Origin of the sequence: Massilia arenae (genome assembly GCF_008014745.1) — a bacterium.
Lineage (GTDB): Bacteria > Pseudomonadota > Gammaproteobacteria > Burkholderiales > Burkholderiaceae_D > Telluria > Telluria arenae.
The window spans coordinates 220,149-243,282 of sequence record NZ_VPFD01000001.1; the positions used below are offsets into that span (position 1 = coordinate 220,149).

Genomic DNA, 23,134 nt, shown 5'->3' on the forward strand with positions numbered 1-23,134 from the left:
AGGGCAGAGAAAAACTATGTTATCCGCGCAGTGCTATCAAAAAATCGATCGCGAGCTGGCCAAGTACCCAGCCGATCAACGCCAGTCGGCCGTGATGGCTTCGCTGGCCCACGCCCAGGTCGAACTGGGCTGGTTGTCGCCTGAAACCATGCAAGAGATTGCCGACTACATCGGCATGCCGGCCATCGCCGTGCAGGAAGTGGCGACTTTCTACAATATGTTCAACATCAAGCCGGTCGGCCAGCACAAGATCACCGTGTGCACCAACCTGCCATGCGCGCTGTCGGGCGGCGAACGCGCGGCCCAGCGCATCAAGGACGCGCTCGGCATCGACTTCCGCGACACCACCGCCGACGGTAAGTTCACGCTGATGGAAGGCGAGTGCATGGGCGCCTGCGGCGACGCACCGGTGATGCTGGTGAACAACCACCGCATGTGTTCGTTCATGAGCGACGCCAAGATCGACGCCCTGCTTGAGGACCTGAACAAATGACCAGTCTGCACGACCGTCACATCAAACCGCTGATCCTCGCCAACCTGAACGGCGAAAACTGGCACCTGGCCGACTACGTCAATCGTGGCGGCTATTCGGCGCTGCGCCGCATCATCGAAGAAAAGATCACCCCTGAGCAGATCATCGCCGACATGAAGGCCTCGGGCCTGCGTGGCCGCGGCGGTGCGGGCTTCCCGACCGGCCTGAAGTGGAGCTTCATGCCGCGCCAGTTCCCGGGCCAGAAATACCTCGTCTGCAATACCGATGAAGGCGAACCGGGCACGTTCAAGGACCGCGACATCATCCGCTACAACCCGCATGCGCTGATCGAAGGCATGGCCATCGGCGCCTACGCGATGGGCATCACCGTGGGTTACAACTACATCCACGGCGAGATCTTCGAAGACTACCTGCGCTTCGAAGAAGCGCTGGAAGAAGCGCGCGCCGCTGGCTTCCTGGGCAATAACATCCTGGGTTCGGAGTTCAGCTTCCAGCTGCACGCCCACCACGGCTATGGCGCCTACATCTGCGGCGAAGAAACCGCGCTGCTCGAATCGCTCGAAGGCAAGAAGGGCCAGCCGCGCTTCAAGCCGCCGTTCCCGGCCTCGTTCGGCCTGTACGGCAAACCGACCACGATCAACAACACCGAGACCTTCGCGGCCGTCCCGTTCATCCTGAACATCGGCGCCGAGAACTACATGGCGCTGGGTAAACCAAATAACGGCGGCACCAAGATCTTCTCGATCTCGGGCGACGTCGAGCGTCCAGGCAACTACGAAGTCCCGCTGGGCACGCCGTTCGCGACCCTGATGGAACTGGCTGGCGGCATGCGCGGCGGCAAGAAGATCAAGGCCGTGATTCCTGGCGGTTCGTCGGCGCCTGTCGTTCCTGGCGATCTGATGATGCAGACCGACCTCGACTACGATTCGATCGCGAAAGCCGGTTCGATGCTGGGTTCGGGCGCCGTCATCGTCATGGACGAGACCCGCTGCATGGTCAAGTCGCTGCTGCGCCTGTCGTACTTCTATTACGAAGAATCGTGCGGCCAGTGCACCCCGTGCCGTGAAGGCACCGGCTGGATGTACCGCATGGTCCATCGCATCGAGAATGGCCAGGGTCGTCCGGAAGACATGGATCTGCTGAACAACATCGCCGACAACATCAAGGGCCGCACCATCTGCGCGCTCGGCGATGCCGCCGCGATGCCCGTCCAGGCGATGATCAAGCACTTCCGCCAGGAATTTGAATATCACATCGAGCACAAGCACTGCCTCGTGCCCGCATACCTTTAAACCAGGTCAGGTAACGATCAAATGGTTGAAATCGAATTAGACGGCAAGAAAGTCGAAGTCCCACCGGGTTCCATGGTGATGGACGCCGCAAACAAACTCGGCACCTATATTCCGCACTTCTGCTATCACAAGAAATTGTCGATCGCAGCGAACTGCCGCATGTGCCTGGTCGAAGTGGAGAAGGCGCCGAAGCCGCTGCCAGCATGCGCCACGCCAGTGTCGCCAGGCATGATCGTGCGCAGCCACAGCGACAAGGCCGTGCAGGCCCAGAAGTCGGTGATGGAATTCCTGCTCATTAACCACCCGCTGGATTGCCCGATCTGCGACCAGGGCGGCGAATGCCAGCTGCAGGATCTGGCCGTCGGCTACGGCAAGAGCGGCTCGCGCTACGAAGAAGAAAAACGCGTGGTGGCCCCGAAAGAAGCGGGCCCGCTGATCTCGATGGAAGAGATGTCGCGTTGCATCCAGTGCACCCGTTGCGTGCGTTTCGGCCAAGAAGTAGCCGGCGTCATGGAATTCGGCATGCTGGGCCGCGGCGAGCACTCCGAGATCACCACCTTCGTCGGCAAGACCGTCGACTCGGAAGTGTCCGGTAACATGATCGACCTGTGCCCGGTCGGCGCGCTGACCAGCAAGCCGTTCCGCTACTCGGCACGTCCTTGGGAACTGCAGCGCCGCAAATCGGTGTCGCCGCACGATTCGCTGGGCGCCAACCTGATCGTCCAGGTCAAGGGCGGCAAAGTCATGCGCGTGCTGCCGCTCGAGAACGAAGCGGTCAACGAGTGCTGGCTGTCGGATAAAGAGCGTTTCTCGTACGAGGCGCTGGACAATGCCGATCGTCTGACCAAGCCAATGATCAAGCAGGACAACAAGTGGATCGAGACCGAGTGGTCGACGGCCCTTGAATATGTCGCTCACGGCCTGCGCAATATCCGCCACGAGCACGGCGCCGACACCCTCGCGGCCGTCGCCACCGCGCACTCGACGGTGGAAGAACTGTACCTGCTGAACAAGGCCTTCCGCGGCTTCGGTTCGGAGAACATCGACTTCCGCCTGCGCCAGAGCGATTTCGCGCTGGACGGCCAGGTGACCCCATGGCTGGGCATGCCGATCGCGCAACTGTCGACCCTGAAGCGCGCGCTCGTCATCGGCTCCTTCCTGCGCAAGGATCACCCGCTGGTCACCACCCGCCTGCGCGCCGCCACCAAGGCCGGCCTGCGCCTGTCGGTGCTGGGTGGCAGCGATGAAGAGCTGCTGATGAAGGTCGCCCACAAGCTGGTCGCCGCACCGAGCGACTGGCTGGTCGCCCTGTCGGAAGTCGTGGTCGCCATCGCCGCCGACAAGAACATCGCCGTGCCAGCCGGTTTCGAAGGCATCGAAGCATCGGAGCACGCGCGTGCCATCGCCGCTTCGCTGGTCGTCGTCGGTGACGTCGAAGTCCCAGGCGCTATCCTGCTGGGCAACGCCGCCGCACAACATCCGCAAGCGTCGCAGATCCATGCCGCCGCGCAGTGGATCGCCGAGCAGACCGGTTGCTCGTTCGGCTACCTGGTCGACGCCGCCAACTCGGTCGGCGGCCACCTGGTGGGCGCTGTCTCGGGCAAGAAGGAATCGCTGTTCGCCACGCCGAAGAAAGCCTATGTGCTGCTGAACGCGGAACCGGAACTGGATGCGGCCAACCCGCAGCAAGCCGTCGCCGCCCTGAAGGGCGCCGAAATGGTGGTCGCGATGTCGGCCTTCAAGCACGGCATGGACTACGCCGATGTGCTGCTGCCGATCGCGCCGTTCTCGGAAACCTCGGGCACTTTTGTGAACTGCGAAGGCCGCGCACAGAGCTTCAACGGTACCGTGCGTCCGCTGGGCGATGCGCGTCCGGCCTGGAAAGTGCTGCGCGTGCTGGGCAACCTGCTGGGCCTGACCGGCTTCGACTACGAGACTTCGGAATCGATCCGCGACGAAGCCTTCGGCAAGGGCAATACCGATCTGTCGGCCAAGCTGAACAACGTGGCGAAACTGGCTCCGACCGCAGGCAGCTATGCCCCGGCCGGCCAGCTCGAGCGCCTGACCGACGTGCCGGTGTACTTCACCGACGCGCTGGCCCGCCGTTCCGAGCCGCTGCAGCGCACCGCCGACGCGAATGCGCCGCTGGTCACGCTGTCGAAAGCGGTCGCCGAATCGATCGGCGTCACCCCCGGCGACAAGGTTAAGGTCACGCAAGGCAACGGTTCGGCCGTCCTGGTCGCCAGCGTCGACAAGACCCTGCCGTCGAACGCGGTGCGTGTCGCCGCCGGCCATCCGGCCGTCGCCACGCTCGGCGCGATGTTCGGTTCCATCCAAGTTGAAAAAGCAGGGGAGGGCAAGTAATGGCAACGCCCGGTTACATCGATTCATTCAACGCCGGCGGCGCCGACCTGCTCGGCCCGGTCTGGCCTCTGGTCTGGACCATCATCAAGATCGTCGCGGTGGTCGCACCGCTGATGATCGCGATCGCCTACGCCACCCTGTGGGAACGTAAATTCATCGGCTGGATCCAGATCCGTATCGGCCCAAACCGCGTCGGTCCTGGCGGCCTGCTGCAGCCGATGGCCGATGGCCTGAAGCTCTTGATCAAGGAAATCGTGATCCCGGCCAAGGCGAACCGCAACCTGTTCATCATCGGCCCGATCATGACCATCATGCCGGCGCTGGCAGCCTGGTCGGTGGTGCCGTTCGGCCCGCAATTCGCGCTGGCCGACGTCAACGCTGGCGTGCTGCTGCTGCTGGCGATCACCTCGGTCGAAGTCTACGGCATCATCATCGCCGGCTGGGCCTCGAACTCGAAGTACTCGTTCATGGGCGCGATGCGCGCCTCGGCACAGATGATCTCGTACGAAATCCCGATGGGCTTCGTGCTGGTGGTCGTGCTGATGGTCTCGGGCACCCTGAACCTGTCGGGCATCGTCGCCGGCCAGCAAGTGGGCATGTTCGCCGACTTAGGGCTGAACTTCCTGTCGTGGAACTGGCTGCCGCTGTTCCCGCTGTTCATCATCTACCTCGTGTCGGGCCTGGCCGAGTGCGGTCGTCACCCGTTCGACGTGATCGAAGGCGAATCGGAAATCGTGGCCGGCCACATGGTCGAGTACTCGGGCATGTCGTACGCGATGTTCATGCTGGCCGAATACGGCAACATGATCCTGATCGGTACCCTGGCCTCGCTGTTCTTCATGGGCGGCTGGTCGGCGCCGTTCGCCTTCCTGGAAGTGGGCGGCACCATTGGCGGCTTCATCGGCTTCTTCTGGCTGTTCCTGAAAGCCTTCCTGTTCGTGACCTTCTTCATCTGGGTCCGCGGTACCTTCCCACGCTACCGCTACGACCAGATCATGCGCCTGGGCTGGAAGGTGTTCATCCCGCTGACCCTGATCTGGCTGGTCGTCGTTGCCGTCTGGATGCAGACGCCGTGGAATATTTGGAAGTAAGGAACGGACATGTCTCGAATGAAAGAAATCCTCGGCAGCTTGATGCTGACCGAGTTGATCAAGGGCCTTGCCCTGACCGGGAAATATGCGCTGTCGCGCAAGATCACGGTCCAGTACCCGGAAGAAAAGACTCCCATGTCGAACCGCTTCCGCGGCCTGCACGCGCTGCGTCGCTACCCCAACGGGGAAGAGCGCTGCATCGCCTGCAAGCTGTGCGAAGCAGTGTGCCCTGCCATGGCCATCACGATCGAATCGTCGCAGCGCGATGACGGCACCCGCCGCACCACGCGCTACGACATCGACCTGACCAAGTGCATCTTCTGCGGCTTCTGCGAAGAATCGTGCCCGGTCGACTCGATCGTGGAAACCAGCATCTTCGAGTATCACGGCGAAAAACGCGGCGATCTCTACTACACCAAAGAGATGCTGCTCGCCGTGGGCGACCGCTACGAAGCCGACATCGCCGCCGCCCGCGAGGCGGACGCGAAGTACCGCTAAAACATAAGGGTCCTGGGTAAGTCATGACATTTACAACTGTTCTGTTCTACGTGTTCGCGGCCATCATGGTGCTGGCCTCGCTGCGCGTTATCACCGCCAAGAATCCGGTCCACGCCGCGCTGTTCCTGGTGCTGGCCTTCTTCAACGCGGCCGGCATCTGGTTGCTGCTGAAGGCCGAATTCCTCGCCATCGTGCTGGTGCTGGTCTATGTGGGCGCCGTCATGGTGCTGTTCCTCTTCGTCGTCATGATGCTCGACATTAATATCGACCGCATGCGCGAAGGCTTCTGGGGCTACCTGCCCGTGGCGGCCGGCGTCGGCGGCCTGATCGTGCTCGAGATGGGTGCTGTCCTGTGGCATGGCTACAGCGACTTCCAGCAAACGCCGGAAGCTGCCGCGCTGAACATCGGCGGCACCAAGGAACTGGGCCTGCAGATCTATACCCGCTATATCTACGGCTTCGAGATCGCCGCCGTGGTGCTGCTGGTGGCGATCATCGCCGCCGTCGCCCTGACTTTGCGCAAGCGCAAGGACACCAAAGCCATCGACCCGGGCCAAGCGGTTCGCGTCAAGCGTAACGACCGTCTGAAGATCGTCAAGGTCGAGACGGTCAACCAGCGCGCCATCGACGCAGCGAACGTCGAGAAGGCCGCCGCGGCCGCAGCCGCTGCAGCAGCCGCCGCCGAACCGAAGGAGCCAAAATGACGTTGACGCTCGCACACTACCTGATCCTGGGCGCGATCCTGTTCGCGATCTCGGTGGTCGGTATCTTCCTGAACCGGAAGAACATCATCATCCTGCTGATGGCCATCGAATTGATGCTGCTGGCAGTGAACCTGAACTTCATCGCGTTCTCGCATTACCTGGGCGACGCGGCGGGGCAAATCTTCGTGTTCTTCATTTTGACCGTCGCGGCCGCCGAATCTGCAATCGGCCTGGCGATCCTGGTGGTCCTGTTCCGTAACCTGGACACGATCAACGTGGAAGACCTCGACAGCCTCAAAGGCTGATGAGCTCGGCTCGATAACTAATAACGAATAAGGTTCAACATGGCGGGGCAAATTTCAACCTCACTCTTACTGGCGGTGCCTCTGGCGCCGTTGGCAGGCTCGGCGATCGCCGGCCTGCTCGGTACCAAGTTCCTCGGCAATGTGGTCGGTCGCAAGGTGTCGCATACGGCGACCATCCTGGGCGTGCTGATCGCGCTGATCATCTCGGTACAAACCCTGATGGCCACGCTCGACGGCTTCAAGCTGAATGAAGATCTCTACACCTGGATGACGGTCGGCACGCTCAAGCTGGCGGTCGGCTTCCAGATCGATACCTTGACCGCGATGATGATGTGCGTGGTTACCTCGGTGTCGCTGATGGTCCACATCTACACGATCGGCTACATGGCCGAGGATGACGGCTACAACCGCTTCTTCTCGTACATCTCGCTGTTCACCTTCGCGATGCTGATGCTGGTCATGTCCAACAACTTCCTGCAGCTGTTCTTCGGCTGGGAAGCGGTGGGCCTGGTCTCGTATCTGCTGATCGGTTTCTGGTACACCCGTCCGACCGCGATCTTCGCGAACATGAAGGCCTTCCTGGTCAACCGCGTGGGCGACTTCGGCTTCATCCTCGGTATCGGCCTGATCCTGGCCAGTGCCGGCACGATGAACTACGCCGAAGTGTTCGAAAAGGCCGACCAGCTGGCCCTGATGACCGTGCCGGGCACCGACTGGCCACTGCTGACCGCCGCCTGCATCTGCCTCTTCATCGGCGCGATGGGCAAGTCGGCGCAGTTCCCGCTGCACGTCTGGCTGCCTGACTCGATGGAAGGCCCAACCCCGATCTCGGCACTGATCCACGCCGCGACGATGGTTACCGCCGGCATCTTCATGGTGTCGCGCATGTCGCCGCTGTTCGAGCTGTCGGATGGCGCCTTGAGCTTCATCATCGTCATCGGTTCGATCACCGCGCTGTTCATGGGCTTCCTGGGCATCATCCAGAACGACATCAAGCGCGTGGTTGCTTACTCGACCTTGTCGCAGCTCGGTTACATGACCGTGGCACTGGGCGTGTCGGCCTACTCGGTCGCTGCCTTCCACCTGATGACCCACGCCTTCTTCAAGGCGCTGCTGTTCCTTGGCGCGGGTTCCGTCATCATCGGCATGCACCACGACCAGGACATGCGCAACATGGGCGGCCTGCGCAAGTACATGCCGATCACCTGGATCACCTCGCTGATCGGTTCGCTGGCCCTGATCGGTACCCCATTGTTCTCGGGCTTCTACTCGAAGGATTCGATCATCGAAGCAGTGCACGCAAGCACGCTGCCGGGTTCGGGCTTCGCCAACTTCGCGGTGCTGGCCGGCGTGTTCGTCACGGCGTTCTATTCGTTCCGTATGTATTTCCTGGTGTTCCATGGCGAAGAGCGTTTTGGTAAAGCACATGCGCACGATCATCATGATGCGCACCACGCACCTGCTGCCGCGCACGATCACTCGGATCCGCACGCCAAGCACGATTCGGACGCGCACCATGAAGAAGAACACGATGACCACGGCCACCACGGCCTGGCCCCAGGCCAGAAGCCGCACGAGTCGCCATGGGTCGTGACCCTGCCGCTGATCCTGCTGGCAATCCCGTCGGTCGTCATCGGCTACCTGGCGATCGGTCCTATGTTGCACGGTGATTTCTTCGATGGCGTGATCACGGTCAATCCTGCTCACCCTGCGATGGCAGAACTGGGCGAGATGTTCCATGGCGCCGGCGCGATGGCCCTGCACGGCCTGCAGACCGCACCGTTCTGGCTGGCACTGGCAGGCGTCGTTGCCGCCTACTACTGCTATATGGTCAATCCGCGCGTGCCGGCCTGGTTCTACGCCAAGTTCAAGCCGCTGCACACCCTGCTGGACAACAAGTACTACATGGATGCGTTCAACCAGAAGTTCTTCGCTGGCGGCGCACTCGGCGTGGGCAAGGGCCTGTGGAATGTCGGCGACCGCAGCCTGATCGACGGCCTGGTCGTCAATGGCAGCGCCAAGCTGGTGGCCTGGTTCTCGACCGTCACCAAGCGCGCGCAGACCGGTTACATCTATCACTATGCGTTCGTGATGATCGTCGGCGTACTGGCAGCGATGCTGTACTTCTTCCCGTTCTGGCGCGGTTAATCACAGGCAGAGATAAAGAAAAATGATGCAGTCAACAATTTCTACGTTTCCACCGTACCTGAGCCTGGCAATCTGGCTCCCGATCCTGTTCGGCGTGCTGGTCCTGGCCATTGGCCGCGACAAGAACGCCGGGATGGTGCGCTTGATGTCGCTCGCCGGCGCCGTCGTCAGCCTGCTGCCGACGATCCCGCTGATCGCCAATTTTGATAACACCACGGTCGGCATGCAGTTCTATGAACAGGCAGCCTGGATCGAGCGCTTCAACATCTTCTACCGCCTCGGCGTGGACGGCCTGTCGCTGTGGTTCGTGCCGCTGACCGCCTTCATCACCATCATCGTGGTGCTGGCGGCGTGGGAAGTGATCGAAGAGCGCGTGGCCCAGTACATGGGCTCGTTCCTGATCCTGTCGGGCCTGATGATCGGCGTGTTCTGCGCGCTGGACGGCCTGCTGTTCTACTTCTTCTTCGAAGCCACGCTGATCCCGATGTTCATCATCATCGGCGTGTTCGGCGGCCCGAACCGCGTGTACGCAGCATTCAAGTTCTTCCTGTACACCTTCTTCGGTTCGCTGCTGACCCTGGTCGCGATCGTCTACCTGTACAACAAGTCGGGTTCGTTCGACATCCTGGCCTGGCATGACCTGCCGCTGACGATGAAAGAACAGATCCTGATCTTCATCGCCTTCTTCATGGCCTTCGCCGTGAAGGTGCCGATGTGGCCGGTGCACACCTGGCTGCCGGATGCCCACGTCGAAGCGCCTACCGGCGGTTCGGTCGTGCTGGCCGCGATCATGCTCAAGCTCGGTGCCTACGGTTTCCTGCGCTTCTCGCTGCCGATCACCCCGGACGCGAGCCAGTACCTGGCGCCGGTCGTCATCGGCCTGTCGCTCGTGGCCGTGATCTACATCGGCCTGGTGGCTTTGGTGCAGAAAGACATGAAGAAACTGGTCGCCTATTCGTCGATCGCGCACATGGGCTTCGTGACCCTGGGCTTCTTCATGTTCAACGACCTGGGCGTGCAGGGCGGCCTGATGCAGGCGATCTCGCACGGCTTCGTGTCGGGCGCGATGTTCCTGTGTATCGGCGTGCTGTACGACCGTGTGCACTCGCGTGAAATCGCCGACTACGGTGGCGTCGTGAACACGATGCCGAAGTTCGCCGCCTTCGTGGTGCTGTTCTCGATGGCCAATGCCGGCCTGCCGGCGACCTCGGGCTTCATCGGTGAGTTCATGGTGATCCTGGGCGCGGTCGAGTTCAACTTCTGGACCGGTGTCGCATCGGGTACCGCCCTGATCCTGGGCGCGGCCTACTCGCTGTGGATGGTCAAGCGCGTCATCTTCGGGCCAGTGGCCAACAAGAAAGTCGCCGCGTTGACCGACCTGAACGGCCGTGAGTTCGCCATCCTGTCGGTGCTGGCAATCGCCACCCTGGCGATGGGCCTGTACCCGGCGCCGATCGCCGAGACGCTGCAAGTCTCGGTCACCGACCTGCTTCAGCACGTCGCAGTCAGCAAAGTGCCTCAATAAAACGCCATGAATGAAATGAACTCGACCCTGTTATCGGCTGCCGACACCAATCTGGCGCCGGTCTATGCCGAAATCTTCCTGCTGATCGCGACGTCGGCGATCCTGCTGATCGACCTGTTCCTGAAAGAGGGCAAGCGCAACCTGACCTATGGCCTGTCGCTGCTGGCGATCGGCGGCTGCGCGATCTTCTCCTTCATGGACTTCGACTCGGGCGCGACCGTGTACACCTTCAGTGGCATGTACGTGTCGGATCCGATGTCGAACCTGCTCAAGATGTTCACCTACCTGGCCACGGCCATGACCATCGTCTACTCGCGCCAGTACGCCGGCGAGCGCGGCATGATGTCGGGCAACCTGGGCGGTGAGTTCTACACGCTCGCGCTGTTCTCGATGCTGGGCCAGATGATCATGATCTCGGGTAACAGCATGCTGTCGATCTACCTGGGCCTGGAACTGATGTCGCTGTCGCTGTATGCGCTGGTGGCTCTGCGCCGTGACCACGCGATCTCGACCGAAGCCGCGATGAAGTACTTCATCCTGGGCGCCCTGGCATCGGGCTTCCTGCTGTACGGCATCTCGATGATCTACGGCGCGACCGGTTCGCTCGACATCACCACCATCGCGCAAGTCACTGCCGCCGAAGGCGCCAACCGCACCATCCTGGTGTTCGGCCTGGTGTTCGTCGTGGCCGGCCTGGCCTTCAAGCTGGGCGTGGTGCCGTTCCACATGTGGGTGCCGGACGTGGTGCAGGGCGCCCCGACCGCAGTGACCCTGCTGCTGGGCGGCGCGCCGAAGATCGCCACCTTCGCCATCGTGATCCGCCTGCTGGCCGAAGCGCTGCCGTCGATGGCCTTCGACTGGCAGCAGATGCTGCTGGTGGTCGCCGTGCTGTCGCTGGCCTTCGGTAACGTCACCGCGATCGCGCAGACCAATATCAAGCGCATGCTGGCTTACTCGACGATCGCGCAAATGGGCTTCGTGGTGCTGGCCCTGGTGGTCGGCAACGTCGATGGCGACACGACCAATGCCGCCGCTGCCTACAGCGCCGCGATGTACTACACCATCATCTACGTGCTGACCACGGTGGGGACCTTCGGCCTGATCATGATGCTGGCGCGCGCTGGCCATGAATCGGAGCTGATCAGCGACTTCAAGGGTCTCGGCAAGCGCAGCCCATGGTTCGCGATCGTCGCCACGATCCTTATGTTCTCGCTGGCCGGCGTGCCGCCGATGGTGGGCTTCATCGCCAAGTACGCCGTGATCCAGGCCGTCGCCCAGGCAGGCATGGTGTGGCTGGCCGTCGTGGCCGTGATGTTCTCGCTGATCGGCGCGTTCTACTACCTGCGCATCGTCAAGACCATCTGGTTCGACGAAGCGGTGGACACTGCAGCGATTTCGACCCCGACCGATATGCGCGTCATCATGTCGCTCAACGGCGTCGCCATCGTCGTGCTGGGCGTGGTCCCGGGCGGCCTGCTGGCGATCTGCTACAGCGCCATGCAGGCGACCCTGGCGAATTAAGCCATGGATAGCTCGCTGGCTGCATTGCTGGTGATTGCCCTCGCGCTGGCGGGGGCCAATCTGCCGTTCGTGAACGAGCGCCTGTTCGGGTTCGTGCCGGTCCCGGCCGGCAAGGCGGCAGCGGGGGAGCCCCGCAACAAGGCTTTCGCGCTGCGCCTGCTCGAGCTGGTGGTCTTGTACTTTGTCGTCGGACTGGTTGCGAAGCTGCTGGAATCGCGTATCGGTTCGGTGTTCGTGCAGACCTGGGAGTTTTATGCGGTCACCGGCTGCATGTTCCTGGTGCTGGCGTTTCCGGGGTTTGTGATGCGGTATATGCACAAGCGGCGCTAAGTTAATCAGTTAAAACAAGCACGTCGTTCCCGCGCAGGCGGGAACCCAAGTTTGTCAGCGTATCGATAACGCGAGCAGACTTGGGTTCCCGCCTCCGCGGGAAGTCTTTTTTGGCAATGCCAAAAAAGACGTTTTTGGGCCAACAATATCTCGTGCGGCGCGGGTTTCGCTTATGATTCTTACCATTGCAGTCTCAACTAACTGGAGTGAAAAGTGCCGGATCTGAAAGAAACCCGCATCGACGGCGGCGTCGTCTACGACGGCCATTTTTTGAAAGTCGAGAAAGACCGCATCCGCCTGCCGGACGGCTCGGAGAGTCAGCGCGAGTTCTTCCGCCATCCCGGCGCCGTCGTGATCCTGCCGCTGTTGCCCGATGGCCGCGTGCTGCTCGAGCGCCAGTTCCGTTACCCGAACGGGCAGGTCTTCATCGAATTCCCTGCCGGGAAGATCGATCCGGGCGAAGACCATCTCGAATGCGCCAAGCGCGAGCTCAAGGAAGAAACCGGCTACACGGCGGGACGCTGGCGCTTCGTCTGCACCATCCATAACGCGATCGCCTATTCGGACGAGCACCTCGAGATCTTCCTGGCCGAAGACATGACCGCGGGCGAGCAGCAGCTCGACGCCGGCGAATTCCTGGAGATATTCAGCGCCACCGTGCCCGAGCTGCTCGAGATGGTGCGCAAGGGCGAGATCACCGACGTCAAGACCATCATCGGCACCTTCTGGCTTGAGAAGATCCTGGCTGGCGACTGGACGCCTGGCTGACGATCATGCGGCCGTGTCGGAGCCTGACCGTGCTGTCGGCCGCATTGGCGATTCTAGCCGCCGCCCCGGCCGCAGCCCAGGCCCGCACCCCGTTCCAGGTGCAATGCGAGGACACCATCGGCGAGACGATCTCGGTGCTGTCCAGCCGTGGCGAAGGCTACCGCATCGACAATACGCGTTCCTACCATGACCTGACGCGCCTGAAGGGCAGCGTGCGCCGCGGTTCCTGGGTGCTGGGCCTGACGCATACCGAGGCGCGGGTGAGCATCAAGGTCGGCGGGCGCATGTTGACGGATCGCGCCAGCGGTCATGAATGCGTGGCGCCGCGTATCGACGTCAACCTGTATTACGCCCCCATCGTGATCTACGTCAGCCGCGAATTCCCGCCGGGATCGTGTTCCTACCGCGAAGTGCTGGCCCACGAGATGCGCCACCTGCAGACCTACCAGGATTTTTTGCCCAAGGCCGAAGCCATCGTTCGCGCCCGGCTGGCGGCGCGCTTCGCCGGCAAGCCGCTGTATGCGCCAATCGGACAAGCGCGATCCCTGCTCCAGCGCGAAGTCGACCGCAGCTGGATGCCCTACATTAAGCGTGAGATGGAAAAGGTCGAAGTATTGCAGGCGGCCATTGATACGCCGCAGGAATACGCCCGCCTGGGCAAGGTTTGCGCAGGTGAGGTACAGTCTTTGCTTAGACAGGCAACACGAAGCAGTTCATGACGACCGAGCAAGCAAACGAAACGAACACGGCAGCGCGGCAGCATGTCGCCCTCATTCCGGCGGCCGGCGTCGGCGCCCGCATGGCGGCCGGCAGCCCCAAGCAATACCTGGCCATCGGCGCCAAGCCCATGCTGCGCCACACGGTCGATGCCTTTCTATCCAGCCCGCTGATCGCCCACACCTATGTGGTGGTGAGCGCGGACGATCCCTTCATCGACGGCGTACTGCCCGACGCAAAGGAACAGGGCAGCCGCGTCACCGTGCTGCGCTGCGGCGGCGCCACCCGCATGGAGTCGATCCGCAACGGCCTGCATGCGCTGCGCGACGTGATCGGCGCACAAGACCGCGTGCTGGTCCACGACGCCGCCCGGCCGGGCCTGAACGCCGCGCTGATCGAACGCCTGATCGTTGAAACGGGCGACCACGCAGCCGGCGGCCTGCTGGCCCTGCCCGTGGTCGATACCGTCAAGCGCCGGGACGGCGATCATGTCGCCACCGTCCCGCGCGACGGCCTGTGGCTGGCCCAGACCCCGCAGATGTTTTCCTACGCGCTGCTATGCCGCGCGCTCGACGCGGCCACGGATCCGGCCGCGATCACCGACGACGCCAGCGCCATCGAGGCGCTGGGCCTGGCCCCGAGACTGGTCGAAGGCCATCCGCGCAACCTGAAAGTCACGCTGCCATCCGACATCCGCATCGCCGAGATGTACCTGGCGCTCGATTCCACCATTTGACCGACACGAACCACACACCATGGCACTCGCATCCTACAACCCCAATCCACCGTTTCGCATCGGCACCGGCTACGACAACCACGCGCTGGTCGAAGGCCGCAAGCTGATCGTCGGCGGCGTCACTATCCCGCATCGCCTGGGCCTCCTGGGCCATTCCGACGCCGACGTGCTGCTGCATGCGATCATCGATTCGCTGCTGGGCGCGGCCGCGCTGGGCGATATCGGCAAGCATTTCCCGGACACCGACCCGATGTTCGCCGGCGCCGATTCGCGCACCCTGCTGCGCGAAGTCGCGCACCGCGTGCTGAACTCGGGCTACACCATCGGCAATATCGACGCCACCGTCATCGCCCAGCAGCCGAAGATGGCGCCGCACATCCCGCTGATGGTCTCGCGCATCGCCGAAGACCTGGGCGTGTCGCCGCAGCAGGTGAACATCAAGGCCAAGACCAACGAAAAGCTGGGCTACCTGGGCCGCGAAGAGGGCATGGCGGCGCATTCGACGGCGCTCTTGATCCGGGCCGCCACGGAATAGTATTGACGGGCTTCGGCAAAGGTCGAAAAGGCAATCTATAATTGCCTGATGACCAACGCCAACCCAGCACTTTCGCCGCGCGCGGCCTGGACCCTGATCCTGATCGCCAGCGCCATCATGATGATCACGATGGGCGCGCGGCTGACGAGCGGCCTGTTCCTGTCGCCGCTGAACACCGCGACCGGGCTGGGCGTGGCCAGCATCAGCTTCGTGATGGCAGTGGCCCAGCTGATGTGGGGCGCGGCCCAGCCGGTCTTCGGCGCCGTCGCCGACAAATACGGGCCGGGCAGGGTGATCGCCCTCGGCGGGGTGATGCTGGCGGCGGGTACCGCCGCTACGCCCTTCGTCGATTCGCAGTGGGCGCTGCTGCTCACGATGGGCTTTCTGTCGGCGGCCGGGGCCGGGGCCGGCAGCTTCTCGATCCTGATCGGCGCCACCGCCCAGCGTCTGCCCGCCGAGCGGCGCGCCTTTGCTTCGGGCTTCATCAACGCCGGCGGCTCCTTCGGCCAGTTCGTGTTCGCGCCGCTGATGGGCGCCATCATCGCCGGCGCCGGTTGGATCTGGGCGATGCTCACCATGGCCGCCGCTACCTTGCTGACCATTCCGCTGGCCTGGCCGCTGCGTGGCAGGAAAGTCGCTGCCGCTTCTGTCACTACTCCTGCTGCACCTGCTGCGTCCCAGCCGGCTCTTCCATCGGTCTCGCTCAGCCAGCAACTGCGCGAGGCCATGCGCGACCGTAGCTATATCTGCCTGCACCTTGGCTTTTTCACCTGCGGCTTCCACATCGCCTTCCTGGTTACCCACCTGCCGGGCGAGGTCGCGATGTGCGGCCTGCCGGCCAGCGTCTCGGCCACGGCCCTGGCCCTGATCGGCCTGTTCAACATCGCTGGCAGCCTGGGCGCCGGGATGCTGGCCTCGCGTTATCGCATGAAGTCGCTGCTGTTCTGGATCTATGCCAGCCGCGCCGTGTTGGTGGGCATCTACCTGCTGGCGCCGAAGACCGAGTGGACCTTCTACCTGTTCGCCGCCGCGCTCGGCGCCACCTGGCTGGCTACCGTCCCCCCGACGGCCGGCCTGGTCGGCAAACTGTTCGGCGTGCGCTACCTGGCCACGCTGTTCGGCATGACCCTGCTGTCGCACCAGATCGGCGGCTTCTTCGGCGCCTGGCTGGGCGGACTGGCCGTGGTGCACACCGGGGACTATAGCTGGATGTGGTATGCCGACATGGTGCTCGCGCTGGCGGCGGCGCTGGTGAACCTGCCGATCCGCGAAGCGGCGGTGGTGCGCGCGCCCAAGCTGGCGGGGGCTTGACGATGACGCGCGACGCCTGGGCCTACCGCGAGGTGGCGGTCGAATCGGTGCTCGACCCGCGCAGCGGCAAGCCGCGCATCCGACCGGTGTCGGGGCAGGCCTTTGCGACCGATATGCGGGTGCAGTGTTCGCGCAGCCTGATCGACACGTCGCGCTATCCCGTGGGCACGCGATTCCTGCTGTCCGTACGGATCAGCGACCGTCAGGGTGGCGAGCCATTCCTGTACGCCTGGCATGGCGATCCGGTGACAGTCATGAGCAAGGCAAAGGTGGCGCGCTTCCTGCAGATGTACCGGCGTTTGCGGTTGTAAACGGGACGAAAAAAAAGCCGCGAGATTCGCGGCTATAGAGTTCTAGTCGATGGTGGGAGGAGGGACGCCGACCCCGGTGGCCAACACGAACAGGCTCAGGGCAATCCCCGTGCCGGCGATGGTCGCCAGCAGCGCCGCGGTGCGCGGCTTGGCGTTCTTGTGTGAGCGCCAGGCGGCATCGAGCAGGCCGATGCCGATTACCAGGTTCACGAACAGCATGGCGTCCATCGCGGCTTAATCCCAGTCCAGCGCGCCTTTTTTCCATTCGTAGGCCAGGCCGATGGTCAGCAGGCCCAGGAACACCATCATGGCCCAGAAACCGGTCGAGCCGATGTCGGTCATGACGACCGCCCAAGGCACCAGGAAGGCGACTTCCAGGTCGAACAGGATGAACAGGATCGCGACCAGGTAGAAGCGCACGTCGAACTGCATGCGCGCATCGCCGAAGGCTTCGAAACCGCACTCGTACTGCGACAGCTTCTCGGGATCGGGACGGTGCGGGCCCAGTACGCGGCCCAGCACCTGGGGCGCGACGCCGACCAGGATGCCGATGATGATGAACATGAGTACGGGGAAGTATTCTTCGAGATTCATGGTTCTGCTGCGCGATGATGCGCGTGGGTTGATAAAGGAATGATGCGGCCTCGACAGGCAAAGTTGGGCTCGATTCTAACCGCATATAACCCTGTTGCCAACCAAGCATTTTGCGTGCAATTACTGTGTTTACGTCGGTATTTACGCGTAACTGCCATCGATCCGCTCCGTGCGCGACGCAAACTGGTTATCATCAGGGGTTGGCAAATCGACCTCATTCAAACCCAAAGGAGCACCATGGCCTCGAAAAAAATCGCCGTCCTCGTCGGCAGCCTGCGCAAGGATTCGTACACCCGCCGCGTCGCCCACAGCCTGATCGAGTCGGCGCCGGAAGGGCTCGAACTGACGATCGTCGAACTGCGCGACCTGCCGCTGTATAACGAGGACGACGAGACCGATCCGCCCCCGAGCGTGTTCGCGGCCTTTCGCGATGCCATCCGCCAGGCCGACGGCATCCTGTTCTGCACCCCGGAATACAACCGCTCGGTGCCGGGCGCGCTCAAGAATGCGATCGACGTCGGCTCGCGCCCCTACGGCAAGGCGGCTTTCGCCGACAAGCCCTGCGCCATCGTCAGCGTCTCGCCGGGCGCGCTGGGCGGCTTCGGCGCCAACCACCACCTGCGCCAGATGCTGCCGTTCCTGAACATGCCGACCATGCCGGCGCCGGAAGCCTATGTCGGCGGCGTCGCCGGCAAGTACGAGGGAGACAAGCTGGTCGACGAATCGTCGCGCGCCTTCTTCCAGAAATTCATGGCCGCCTTTGGCGCCTGGGTGGAGCAGCATGCCAAATAATGGCCAGGCTGCGCCGGCGGGAAACTACTACAGATGATTCGCGCGAGCGACAGCAAGATCGATAGCAAATTCGTGCCAACCCCGCCGCGCGACCTGCCCACGCTGCTGGGCCGTCCGCCGGACGGCTGGCGCGCGCGCATGTTCGACGTCATCTTCGGCAACGACACGCCGGCCGGGCGCCGCTTCGATATCGTGCTGGTGGTCCTGATCCTGCTCAGCATCCTGGTGGTGATCCTCGACAGCGTGCCCTCGATCTACAGCGAGTATTCCGGCGTGACCTCGGTGCTCGAATGGGGCTTCACGATCCTGTTCACGATCGAATACATCGCGCGCCTGGTGTGCATCCAACGCCCGGTGCGCTATGCGCGCAGCTTCTACGGGATCATCGACCTGGTGTCGGTGCTGCCGACCTACCTGTCGCTGCTGCTGCCCGGCAGCCAGGTGTTCCTGGACGTGCGCATCCTGCGCCTGCTGCGTGTCTTCCGCATCTTCAAGCTGACCTTGTACATCGAGGAATACACGCGCCTGGGCGAAGCCCTGGTCGCCAGCCGGCGCAAGATCATGGTGTTCCTGTCGGTGGTGCTGATGCTGATCCTGATCCTTGGCACCGTGATGTACGTGATCGAGGGGCCGGACAACGGCTTCACCAGCATCCCGATGTCGATGTACTGGGCCACGGTGACCATCACCACGGTGGGCTATGGCGACATGGTGCCGCACACGCCGGTGGGCAAGGCGATCGCCTCGTTCATGGTGCTGCTGGGCTGGGGCATCCTGGCGGTGCCGACCGGGATCGTGTCGGCCGAGATGACGTCGCAGAAGATGTCGCGCCACGCCCCACGCGGCACGCCGCGCCAGTGCGGCGCCTGCGGCAGCGGCGACCACGACCCGCGCGCCCACTTCTGCAAGGATTGCGGCGCGCCGCTGGCGCCGGCCACGGAGTAACGCGAGGGGCTTGCACCGCGCACCATGATGGCGAGCGGTGCACCGCGATCGCTCAGGCCATTGCAGCGTGCATCGTGTACCGCGAAGGTGCATGTATTGGTGCATGCACCGGCGCGCGCGGCGGCGCAGGGCGCGCCAGCGTGACCGTCGGCGGCGCGGCCGCATCGCGCTCGAGCCAGTAGTTGAACTGGCCGAAGCTGGGCTGCGCGCCTGCGTCGACATCCTGGAAGAAATCCTCGAGCATCTGGCGATAGGCGGCGCGGCGCGAGAAGCCGTCGTTGCTGGCCGCATAGCGCGCGGCGGCGGCGCGGAAGATCGCACGCATCCGTTCATCGGTATTGGTGCCGGTGCCCGCGCCCTTGCGCGGACGGCCGCGCTTGATGCCGGCCGTGACCGCGCGGGTGCGGCCGGGGGCGCCCGAGTTGCCGTAGTCCGGCAGCAGGGCGTCGGGCGTCTGGCCGCGCTCCCAGTAACGGCGCAGGTAGCGCAGGATGCTCGATTTCGACATGCCGTGGGCGGCGGCGTAGCCGGCCATCAGCGTGGCGCGCTGGCGCGGATCGTACAGCGCGTGGCGGTCGGCGTGCAGGGCGCGCACGGCCGACCAGGCCTTGGCCTGCAAGTTCAAATAGCCCTGCGGCACCGGTTCGCGCGGCGGCGCCGCGGCGAACGGGTCGACCAGCAGGCGCCGCGCACGGCCGGATGCCAGCGCTTCTTCCAGCGCCGCCACCGGCGTCGGCTCGGGCATGGCGGCATGGCTGCCCAGTTGATAGGTCCAGGCCAGCGCCTGCGGCTGGTCGATCCACAGCACGCGGACCGTGCAGCCCGGCATGCCCGCGAGTTCGACTACATCGTTCTGTCCAATCATCTTTACCTCCCACAAAGCCCTTGGAATCCAGGGTGCTTTCTTACATGCAAGGATCGGGCCAGCTCGCGTACCGGGGAGGCGGGGATGTTCTATGCACCTCAACTGTGCACGAGTGTCATATCCCGGTTCCGCTCTTGCCAGCAGATGTGTGAGTTCGACATCCACCTGGCCCAGGCCGGAAAACCACGTTGGCCGCGCTGGAAGCCGCGCCCGCCCGGGGCGCCAGGCCGAACAGCGGGCGTGCCCAGCGCAGGCGGCGCACGGCTTCGTACAGCGCAAAGCTGCCGGTCGCGGTCAAAACCATCACCAGCAGCGCCTCGACGCCGGGCGCCAGGTTCAGCGGCTTGAAGGCGTGCGCCATGACCACGATCAGGGTCTGGTGCGCGATATAGACCGGGAATACCGCATCGGTGAGGTAGCGGCGCGCCGGCCCGTCGCGGTCCAGGTGGCGGCGCGCGAAACCGCAGGCCGCGACGATGGCGCTCCAGGCGCACAGCGTGTACACGCAGCGCATGATGGGAACCCAGATCGCCATCATCTGCGCGCTGTGCTCATGGTGGGGCGCGGCGTACCAGGCCACGATGGCGGCCCAGCCGGCCAGCGCGATGCCGAGCGCGATCCAGCGCACGCCCTCCATGCGTTCCCACACGGGGCGGCTGCCTGCCACCAGGGCGCCCAGCAGGAACATCGGCAGGTAGGTGGCATGGTTGAACCAGTCGTCGACCAGCGCGTGGCTGCTCGGGAAGCGGTCGGCCAGCAGGATGCGCACCACGGCGAGGAACAGCGCCGGCAGCACCAGCAGCTTCCAGCCTTTCAATATGGCGGCGGTGCGCCCGGCCAGCGCCTCGATGCGGGCATTGCCCAGCAGCGCCGCGCAGGCGGCCAGCACCAGCGTGTAGACCCACAGGTAGGCAACGAACCACAGGTGGTTCCAGGTCGGCAGGACCAGGCAGCCGTCCTGGCAGAAGCCGCCGTAGCCGACGAGATACAGGCGCATGAACGCCACGAAGCCGTCGGCATAGCCGAGCTTCTCGACCACCTCCAGCCAGGGCTGGGGCGGCACGATGACCAGCATGCCGAACAGCAGCGGCAGCAGCAGGCGCAGGCTGCGCCGGCGCACGAAGGCGCCGGGAGCGGTCTTGTGCAGCATGAAATGCGAGGCCGCGCCGGCCACGAAGAACAGCAGGCTCAGACGCCACGGAGAGGACAGCAGCATGAACGGTTCCGGGCCGGTCCCGGCATGCGGGCTTTTCACATGCCAGCCCCAGCTCACGTAGTACATGCCCACGTGATAGGCGATCAGCACGAAGAAGGCCAGGATACGGACCCAGTCGAGGAAATACAGGCGTTGATTGTCCGCGGAAGTGGTTGGCTGCATGGCGCGCTCTTGTCATGATGGAGGCGCCAGCATCGCGCGCATGAGGGCAAGAGGCCAGCGCCAGGGGGCGAACCGGGTCTTACATGGGGCGAGCAGGGCCCAGGCGCTCCAGCAGGGCGGGACGGTACTGGCGGCTGCATGGCACCCGCGCGCCGCTGCGCAGCACCAGCTCGCAATCGCCCTTGTCGAGCGGCTCGAGGCGCGCGACGGCCGACAGGCTTACTGCCGCGCGCCGGTGGCAGCGCACGAAGGCGGGACCGAGCTGGCCGAGCAGGGCGCCGAGGGTCTGGCGCAGCAGCGGGGCGCCGGCGGAGGTGTGCAGCGCCACATAGTTATCGGCCGTCTCGAGCCACTCGATATCGGCCACCTGCACCACGCGGGTCGCCCCGCGTTCGCTCACCAGCAGCTGGCGCGGCGCACTGGCTAGCGGCGCCGCCGCCTGCATCGGCGCCGCCAGGCGCGCGCGCAGCCGTTCGAGCGCCCGCTGCAGGCGGGCCTGGTCGAAGGGCTTGAGCAGATAGTCGACCGCTTCGCTGTCGAAGGCGCGCAGCGCATAATCCTCGTGGGCGGTGACGAACACCACCAGCGGCGCCGGCGCCGGCAGCGAGGCGGCCAGGTCGATGCCCGACAGTTCCGGCATCTCGATATCGAGCAGCAGCGCATCCGGTCGCTCGCTCTCGACCATGCGCAAGGCCTCGACGCCATCGGCCGCTTCGCGCACCGGGCCGATGCCAGCTTCAAGCGCCAGCATGCGGCGCAGCCGCTCGCGCGCCGGGCGTTCGTCGTCGACGATCAGCAGGTGCATGGCAGCCTCATTTCCGCGCGCACGCCGGCGGGCTTCAGGGCGATCAAGGCCAGGCCCGCGCTTTCTCCGTGCAGGGCCGTCAGCCGCGTGCGCAGGTTCGTCACCGTGATGCCGGGCGTGCCTGACTCGTCCAGCACGCCGCCGTCGTCGTCGACCCGCACCACCAGGGCGTCACCGTCGACTGTAGCCGCGACCCGGATCGCGGTCGCCTCGCGACGCCGTCCGACCGTGTGCTTGAACACGTTCTCGAGCAGCGGTTGCAGGCTGATGGCGGGCAGCATGACGTCCAGCGCGGCCGGGTCGACGTCCCAGGCCAGCGTCACGCGTCCCTCGAAGCGCTCGGCCATTGCCGCCGCATAGCCCTGGGCCAGGCGCAACTCATCGCGCAGGCGCGCCTGCGGCCGCTCGCCCAAGGCAAGGGTGGCGCGCAGCACGTCGGCCAGCCGCACCAGCGTGGCGTCGGCGCGCGCTACGTCGGTATGCATCAGGGAGGAAATCGTGTTCAGCGCATTGAACAGGAAGTGCGGTTGCATCTGGCGCGTCAGGCGTTCGAGCTGGGCTTCTCGCAGCAGGGCGCCGGCCTGCTCGGCGCGCACCCTTTCCTTCATCATCTCGCGGTAGGACAAGAGACCGAATCCGATCGTCGTGAACAGGCCGAAGAACACCGAGATCTTGAGCGCCTCGTAGACGAATACGTCGGACCAGGGTTGGTGCTCGTAGCGGGCGCCGGCCAGCGCATAGATGCCGTGGCGGATCGCGAACACGATCGGCGTGAAGCCGAACCAGTACAGCGGCAGCCAGCGCAGTTGCCGACCGAACCAGCGCCGGGGAGTGGCAACCAGCGCATCGTCGCCACGGCTGAAGCGGCGCTGGATCAGGAACAGGATGGTCGCCACCACCGCCGACGAGGTCTCCCACAACATCGGCTGCCAGAGCGCGGCGCCGCCGTCGCGCCGATAATCTTCCATCGCGACCAGCACCATCAAGGACCAGAACAAGACCCAGGCGATGCCGGCGACGACGAGGCTTCGGTTTGCGCGCTGTGAAGAAGTGGGCACGGATGGCGTTCTGTCTGAGAAAGATTCGATCATCGTGCATCGGCCGGC

The 23,134-nt window shown here is 64.1% G+C and carries 25 protein-coding genes; 19 read left to right on the plus strand and 6 right to left on the minus strand.

The genetic code is table 11. The features are described 5' to 3' along the window. The first annotated feature begins 16 nt into the window (after positions 1–16). From nuoE to FVD38_RS01155, 17 genes are all read left to right on the plus strand, one after another. Complete coding sequence (gene nuoE, locus FVD38_RS01075; protein WP_147933134.1) at positions 17–493, plus strand: NADH-quinone oxidoreductase subunit NuoE; 477 nt, start codon at positions 17–19, stop codon at positions 491–493. After that, complete coding sequence (gene nuoF, locus FVD38_RS01080) at positions 490–1,785, plus strand: NADH-quinone oxidoreductase subunit NuoF (protein WP_123067873.1); 1,296 nt, start codon at positions 490–492, stop codon at positions 1,783–1,785. Before nuoE ends, nuoF begins: the two co-directional genes overlap by 4 nt. A gap of 21 nt (positions 1,786–1,806) precedes the next feature. Continuing rightward, positions 1,807–4,149, plus strand: coding sequence for an NADH-quinone oxidoreductase subunit NuoG (gene nuoG / locus FVD38_RS01085; protein ID WP_147933135.1), 2,343 nt, complete (start codon positions 1,807–1,809; stop codon positions 4,147–4,149). Then, complete coding sequence (gene nuoH / locus FVD38_RS01090) at positions 4,149–5,240, plus strand: NADH-quinone oxidoreductase subunit NuoH (RefSeq protein ID WP_147933136.1); 1,092 nt, start codon at positions 4,149–4,151, stop codon at positions 5,238–5,240. The genes nuoG and nuoH overlap by 1 nt, the downstream gene beginning before the upstream one ends. A 9-nt stretch (positions 5,241–5,249) precedes the next feature. Next, positions 5,250–5,738, plus strand: a complete 489-nt coding sequence (gene nuoI / locus FVD38_RS01095; RefSeq protein ID WP_123067876.1) for an NADH-quinone oxidoreductase subunit NuoI — start codon at positions 5,250–5,252, stop codon at positions 5,736–5,738. Between the two features lie 23 nt (positions 5,739–5,761). Next, positions 5,762–6,442: an NADH-quinone oxidoreductase subunit J gene (locus FVD38_RS01100; RefSeq protein ID WP_147933137.1), complete on the plus strand. Its 681-nt coding sequence runs from the start codon at positions 5,762–5,764 to the stop codon at positions 6,440–6,442. After that, positions 6,439–6,747: an NADH-quinone oxidoreductase subunit NuoK gene (gene nuoK / locus FVD38_RS01105; RefSeq protein ID WP_123067878.1), complete on the plus strand. Its 309-nt coding sequence runs from the start codon at positions 6,439–6,441 to the stop codon at positions 6,745–6,747. The genes FVD38_RS01100 and nuoK overlap by 4 nt, the downstream gene beginning before the upstream one ends. 39 nt (positions 6,748–6,786) lie before the next feature. Further along, the gene (gene nuoL / locus FVD38_RS01110) at positions 6,787–8,895 is read left to right on the plus strand and encodes an NADH-quinone oxidoreductase subunit L (RefSeq protein ID WP_147933138.1); all 2,109 of its coding nucleotides are present in this window, start codon (positions 6,787–6,789) and stop codon (positions 8,893–8,895) included. Positions 8,896–8,917: 22 nt separating this feature from the next. After that, positions 8,918–10,420: an NADH-quinone oxidoreductase subunit M gene (locus tag FVD38_RS01115; protein WP_147933139.1), complete on the plus strand. Its 1,503-nt coding sequence runs from the start codon at positions 8,918–8,920 to the stop codon at positions 10,418–10,420. A 6-nt stretch (positions 10,421–10,426) separates the two neighbouring features. Next, the gene (gene nuoN / locus FVD38_RS01120) at positions 10,427–11,941 is read left to right on the plus strand and encodes an NADH-quinone oxidoreductase subunit NuoN (RefSeq protein WP_187271443.1); all 1,515 of its coding nucleotides are present in this window, start codon (positions 10,427–10,429) and stop codon (positions 11,939–11,941) included. Positions 11,942–11,944: 3 nt separating this feature from the next. After that, positions 11,945–12,271, plus strand: coding sequence for a DUF2818 family protein (locus tag FVD38_RS01125; RefSeq protein ID WP_147933140.1), 327 nt, complete (start codon positions 11,945–11,947; stop codon positions 12,269–12,271). Between the two features lie 213 nt (positions 12,272–12,484). Further along, entirely contained in the window at positions 12,485–13,039 is a 555-nt protein-coding gene (locus tag FVD38_RS01130) for an NUDIX domain-containing protein (protein ID WP_147933141.1), read from the plus strand. A gap of 5 nt (positions 13,040–13,044) precedes the next feature. Beyond that, positions 13,045–13,758, plus strand: a complete 714-nt coding sequence (locus FVD38_RS01135; protein ID WP_229493327.1) for a hypothetical protein — start codon at positions 13,045–13,047, stop codon at positions 13,756–13,758. Next, the gene (gene ispD / locus FVD38_RS01140; RefSeq protein ID WP_147933142.1) at positions 13,755–14,492 is read left to right on the plus strand and encodes a 2-C-methyl-D-erythritol 4-phosphate cytidylyltransferase; all 738 of its coding nucleotides are present in this window, start codon (positions 13,755–13,757) and stop codon (positions 14,490–14,492) included. The genes FVD38_RS01135 and ispD overlap by 4 nt, the downstream gene beginning before the upstream one ends. Positions 14,493–14,511: 19 nt before the next feature. Then, a complete protein-coding gene (gene ispF, locus FVD38_RS01145) occupies positions 14,512–15,027 on the plus strand; it encodes a 2-C-methyl-D-erythritol 2,4-cyclodiphosphate synthase (protein WP_147933143.1) in 516 nt (171 codons plus the stop codon). Between the two features lie 48 nt (positions 15,028–15,075). After that, complete coding sequence (locus tag FVD38_RS01150) at positions 15,076–16,338, plus strand: MFS transporter (RefSeq protein WP_147933144.1); 1,263 nt, start codon at positions 15,076–15,078, stop codon at positions 16,336–16,338. A gap of 2 nt (positions 16,339–16,340) precedes the next feature. Then, positions 16,341–16,649, plus strand: coding sequence for a hypothetical protein (locus tag FVD38_RS01155; protein ID WP_147933203.1), 309 nt, complete (start codon positions 16,341–16,343; stop codon positions 16,647–16,649). A 42-nt stretch (positions 16,650–16,691) separates the two neighbouring features. On the opposite strand, the gene FVD38_RS01160 is transcribed toward FVD38_RS01155, so the two are convergent. Both FVD38_RS01160 and FVD38_RS01165 read right to left on the minus strand, forming a co-directional pair. Further along, positions 16,692–16,877, minus strand: a complete 186-nt coding sequence (locus FVD38_RS01160; RefSeq protein ID WP_123067889.1) for a hypothetical protein — start codon at positions 16,875–16,877, stop codon at positions 16,692–16,694. A gap of 6 nt (positions 16,878–16,883) precedes the next feature. Continuing rightward, positions 16,884–17,243: an NADH-quinone oxidoreductase subunit A gene (locus FVD38_RS01165; RefSeq protein ID WP_147933145.1), complete on the minus strand. Its 360-nt coding sequence runs from the start codon at positions 17,241–17,243 to the stop codon at positions 16,884–16,886. A gap of 237 nt (positions 17,244–17,480) precedes the next feature. Here FVD38_RS01165 and FVD38_RS01170 point away from each other — a divergent pair, with 237 nt between their 5' ends. Both FVD38_RS01170 and FVD38_RS01175 read left to right on the plus strand, forming a co-directional pair. Further along, positions 17,481–18,035, plus strand: coding sequence for an NADPH-dependent FMN reductase (locus FVD38_RS01170; RefSeq protein ID WP_147933146.1), 555 nt, complete (start codon positions 17,481–17,483; stop codon positions 18,033–18,035). Positions 18,036–18,068: 33 nt separating this feature from the next. Beyond that, the gene (locus FVD38_RS01175) at positions 18,069–18,980 is read left to right on the plus strand and encodes an ion transporter (protein ID WP_147933147.1); all 912 of its coding nucleotides are present in this window, start codon (positions 18,069–18,071) and stop codon (positions 18,978–18,980) included. Between the two features lie 52 nt (positions 18,981–19,032). Here FVD38_RS01175 and FVD38_RS01180 read toward each other — a convergent pair whose 3' ends face one another. The 4 genes from FVD38_RS01180 to FVD38_RS01195 form a co-directional block, all read right to left on the minus strand. Beyond that, positions 19,033–19,845 carry a hypothetical protein gene (locus tag FVD38_RS01180; RefSeq protein ID WP_147933148.1) on the minus strand — a complete coding sequence of 271 codons (813 nt, stop codon included), beginning with the start codon at positions 19,843–19,845 and terminating at the stop codon, positions 19,033–19,035. Positions 19,846–19,960: 115 nt separating this feature from the next. Further along, positions 19,961–21,223, minus strand: coding sequence for an acyltransferase family protein (locus FVD38_RS01185; RefSeq protein ID WP_229493329.1), 1,263 nt, complete (start codon positions 21,221–21,223; stop codon positions 19,961–19,963). 79 nt (positions 21,224–21,302) lie between these two features. Continuing rightward, positions 21,303–22,028, minus strand: coding sequence for a LytR/AlgR family response regulator transcription factor (locus FVD38_RS01190; protein WP_147933149.1), 726 nt, complete (start codon positions 22,026–22,028; stop codon positions 21,303–21,305). Beyond that, on the minus strand, positions 22,016–23,086 hold the full coding sequence (locus tag FVD38_RS01195) for a sensor histidine kinase (protein ID WP_229493331.1): 1,071 nt from the start codon (positions 23,084–23,086) through the stop codon (positions 22,016–22,018). Before FVD38_RS01195 ends, FVD38_RS01190 begins: the two co-directional genes overlap by 13 nt. Between the last annotated feature and the right edge of the window lie 48 nt (positions 23,087–23,134).

What these genes read in the sequence shown, in the direction of transcription:
- nuoE (WP_147933134.1), top strand. Translation starts at nt 17, where the DNA reads ATGTTATCCGCGCAGTGCTATCAAAAAATCGATCGCGAGCTGGCCAAG.
- nuoF (WP_123067873.1), top strand. Translation starts at nt 490, where the DNA reads ATGACCAGTCTGCACGACCGTCACATCAAACCGCTGATCCTCGCCAAC.
- nuoG (WP_147933135.1), top strand. Translation starts at nt 1,807, where the DNA reads ATGGTTGAAATCGAATTAGACGGCAAGAAAGTCGAAGTCCCACCGGGT.
- nuoH (WP_147933136.1), top strand. Translation starts at nt 4,149, where the DNA reads ATGGCAACGCCCGGTTACATCGATTCATTCAACGCCGGCGGCGCCGAC.
- nuoI (WP_123067876.1), top strand. Translation starts at nt 5,250, where the DNA reads ATGTCTCGAATGAAAGAAATCCTCGGCAGCTTGATGCTGACCGAGTTG.
- FVD38_RS01100 (WP_147933137.1), top strand. Translation starts at nt 5,762, where the DNA reads ATGACATTTACAACTGTTCTGTTCTACGTGTTCGCGGCCATCATGGTG.
- nuoK (WP_123067878.1), top strand. Translation starts at nt 6,439, where the DNA reads ATGACGTTGACGCTCGCACACTACCTGATCCTGGGCGCGATCCTGTTC.
- nuoL (WP_147933138.1), top strand. Translation starts at nt 6,787, where the DNA reads ATGGCGGGGCAAATTTCAACCTCACTCTTACTGGCGGTGCCTCTGGCG.
- FVD38_RS01115 (WP_147933139.1), top strand. Translation starts at nt 8,918, where the DNA reads ATGATGCAGTCAACAATTTCTACGTTTCCACCGTACCTGAGCCTGGCA.
- nuoN (WP_187271443.1), top strand. Translation starts at nt 10,427, where the DNA reads ATGAATGAAATGAACTCGACCCTGTTATCGGCTGCCGACACCAATCTG.
- FVD38_RS01125 (WP_147933140.1), top strand. Translation starts at nt 11,945, where the DNA reads ATGGATAGCTCGCTGGCTGCATTGCTGGTGATTGCCCTCGCGCTGGCG.
- FVD38_RS01135 (WP_229493327.1), top strand. Translation starts at nt 13,045, where the DNA reads ATGCGGCCGTGTCGGAGCCTGACCGTGCTGTCGGCCGCATTGGCGATT.
- ispD (WP_147933142.1), top strand. Translation starts at nt 13,755, where the DNA reads ATGACGACCGAGCAAGCAAACGAAACGAACACGGCAGCGCGGCAGCAT.
- ispF (WP_147933143.1), top strand. Translation starts at nt 14,512, where the DNA reads ATGGCACTCGCATCCTACAACCCCAATCCACCGTTTCGCATCGGCACC.
- FVD38_RS01150 (WP_147933144.1), top strand. Translation starts at nt 15,076, where the DNA reads ATGACCAACGCCAACCCAGCACTTTCGCCGCGCGCGGCCTGGACCCTG.
- FVD38_RS01155 (WP_147933203.1), top strand. Translation starts at nt 16,341, where the DNA reads ATGACGCGCGACGCCTGGGCCTACCGCGAGGTGGCGGTCGAATCGGTG.
- FVD38_RS01160 (WP_123067889.1), bottom strand. Translation starts at nt 16,877, where the DNA reads ATGGACGCCATGCTGTTCGTGAACCTGGTAATCGGCATCGGCCTGCTC.
- FVD38_RS01165 (WP_147933145.1), bottom strand. Translation starts at nt 17,243, where the DNA reads ATGAATCTCGAAGAATACTTCCCCGTACTCATGTTCATCATCATCGGC.
- FVD38_RS01170 (WP_147933146.1), top strand. Translation starts at nt 17,481, where the DNA reads ATGGCCTCGAAAAAAATCGCCGTCCTCGTCGGCAGCCTGCGCAAGGAT.
- FVD38_RS01175 (WP_147933147.1), top strand. Translation starts at nt 18,069, where the DNA reads ATGATTCGCGCGAGCGACAGCAAGATCGATAGCAAATTCGTGCCAACC.
- FVD38_RS01180 (WP_147933148.1), bottom strand. Translation starts at nt 19,845, where the DNA reads ATGATTGGACAGAACGATGTAGTCGAACTCGCGGGCATGCCGGGCTGC.
- FVD38_RS01185 (WP_229493329.1), bottom strand. Translation starts at nt 21,223, where the DNA reads ATGCAGCCAACCACTTCCGCGGACAATCAACGCCTGTATTTCCTCGAC.
- FVD38_RS01190 (WP_147933149.1), bottom strand. Translation starts at nt 22,028, where the DNA reads ATGCACCTGCTGATCGTCGACGACGAACGCCCGGCGCGCGAGCGGCTG.